This window comes from Blautia sp. AF14-40, assembly GCF_003479665.1.
Taxonomy (GTDB): domain Bacteria; phylum Bacillota; class Clostridia; order Lachnospirales; family Lachnospiraceae; genus Fusicatenibacter; species Fusicatenibacter saccharivorans.
The window spans coordinates 158,442-160,656 of the sequence record NZ_QUHK01000007.1; the positions used below are offsets into that span (position 1 = coordinate 158,442).

General features: G+C 53.4%; 1 rRNA gene (running past one end of the window). It reads left to right on the plus strand.

Annotation, left to right across the window (positions count from 1 at the left end):
• Nucleotides 1–2,215: ribosomal RNA gene (locus tag DWW13_RS07755) — 23S ribosomal RNA — on the plus strand; its annotated part reaches 454 nt to the left of the window's first position; the annotation flags it as partial.

Genomic DNA, 2,215 nt, shown 5'->3' on the forward strand with positions numbered 1-2,215 from the left:
CAAGGCTAAATACTCCTCAGTGACCGATAGCGCATAGTACTGTGAAGGAAAGGGGAAAAGGACCCCGGGAGGGGAGGGAAAGAGAACCTGAAACCCTGTGTTTACAAGCTGTGCAAGTGCCTTATGTGCACAACCGCGTACTCTTTGTAGAACGGTCCGGCGAGTTACGTTTACTGGCAAGGTTAAGCACTCAAGGTGCGGAGCCGAAGGGAAACCAAGTCTTAAGAGGGCGCAGAGTCAGTAAGAGTAGACCCGAAACCGGGTGATCTCCCCATGTCCAGGCTGAAGCTGCCGTAAGAGGTAGGGGAGGGCCGAACGCACATCCGTTGAAAAGGGTGGCGATGCGGGGTGGGTAGGGGAGAAATTCCAATCGAACCCGGAGATAGCTGGTTCTCCTCGAAATAGCTTTAGGGCTAGCCTCGATGGAGTCTTACGGAGGTAGAGCACTGAATTTCTAAGGGGGCGTCAAAGCTTACCAAGGGATATCAAACTCCGAATGCCGTAAAGATGCTCATCGGGAGTCAGACTGCACGAGATAAGTTGGGCAGTCAAAAGGGAAAGAGCCCAGACCTGCTGCTAAGGTCCCAAAGTACGTGTTAAGTGGAAAAGGATGTGGGATTTCGAAGACAACTAGGATGTTGGCTCAGAAGCAGCCACACATTCAAAGAGTGCGTAATAGCTCACTAGTCGAGAGGTCCTGCGCCGAAAATGTCCGGGGCTGAAACACGACACCGAAGCACAGGATATCCGTAAGGATATGGTAGAGGAGCATTACTGGCGCGAAGAAGCAGTACCGGAAGGAGCTGTGGAGTGCCAGGAAGAGAGAATGCCGGAATGAGTAGCGAGAGAGAGGTGGGAATCCTCTCGGCCGAATATCCAAGGTTTCCAGGGTAAAGCTGATCTGCCCTGGGTAAGTCGGGGCCTAAGGAGAGGCAGAAATGCGTATCCGATGGACAGCAGGTTGAGATTCCTGCACTATCTTAAAACAGAACTGTGGGGACATTTGTGGAGAGCACAGGCGCGGAACGGAAAGCCGCGTGCAAGCGAAGGAGGAGTCACATAGGAAAATCCGTGTGGCAATCCAAAGGCGTGATGCGGACCGAACTAGAGTAGGGAAGTGTGTGAGCCATGAATCAAGAAAAGCCGCTATTGTTTTTAAGATACCCGTACCGTAAACCGACACAGGTGGATGAGGAGAGAATCCTAAGGCCGGCGGAAGAAGCATTGTTAAGGAACTCGGCAAAATGACCCCGTAACTTCGGGAGAAGGGGTGCCAACGAGAGTTGGCCGCAGAGAATAGGCTCAAGCAACTGTTTAGCAAAAACACAGGTCTATGCAAAACCGTAAGGTGAGGTATATGGGCTGACGCCTGCCCGGTGCTGGAAGGTTAAGAGGAGAGGTTAGCGCAAGCGAAGCTTTGAATTTAAGCCCCAGTAAACGGCGGCCGTAACTATAACGGTCCTAAGGTAGCGAAATTCCTTGTCGGGTAAGTTCCGACCCGCACGAAAGGCGTAATGATTTGAGCGCTGTCTCGACAATGCATCCGGTGAAATTGAAGTACCAGTGAAGATGCTGGTTACCCGCGCCAGGACGGAAAGACCCCATGGAGCTTTACTCCAGTTTGGTACTGGGGTCCGGCAGTACATGTACAGGATAGGGGGGAGGCTGTGAACCTGGAACGCCAGTTTCAGGGGAGCCATTGTTGGGATACCACCCTTGTGCTGCTGGGCTTCTAACCAGCGGCCTTTATCAGGCCGGGGGACAATGCCAGACGGGGAGTTTGACTGGGGCGGTCGCCTCCGAAAGGGTATCGGAGGCGCTCAAAGGTTCCCTCAGAATGGTCGGAAACCATTCGAAGAGTGCAAAGGCAGAAGGGAGCTTGACTGCGACACCGACGGGTGGAGCAGGTACGAAAGTAGGACTTAGTGATCCGGTGGTATTAAGTGGGAATGCCATCGCTCAACGGATAAAAGCTACCCTGGGGATAACAGGCTTATCACTCCCAAGAGTTCACATCGACGGAGTGGTTTGGCACCTCGATGTCGGCTCATCGCATCCTGGGGCTGTAGTAGGTCCCAAGGGTTGGGCTGTTCGCCCATTAAAGCGGTACGCGAGCTGGGTTCAGAACGTCGTGAGACAGTTCGGTCCCTATCCGGCGTGGGCGTAGGATATTTGAGAGGAGCTGTCCTTAGTACGAGAGGACCGGGATGGACTG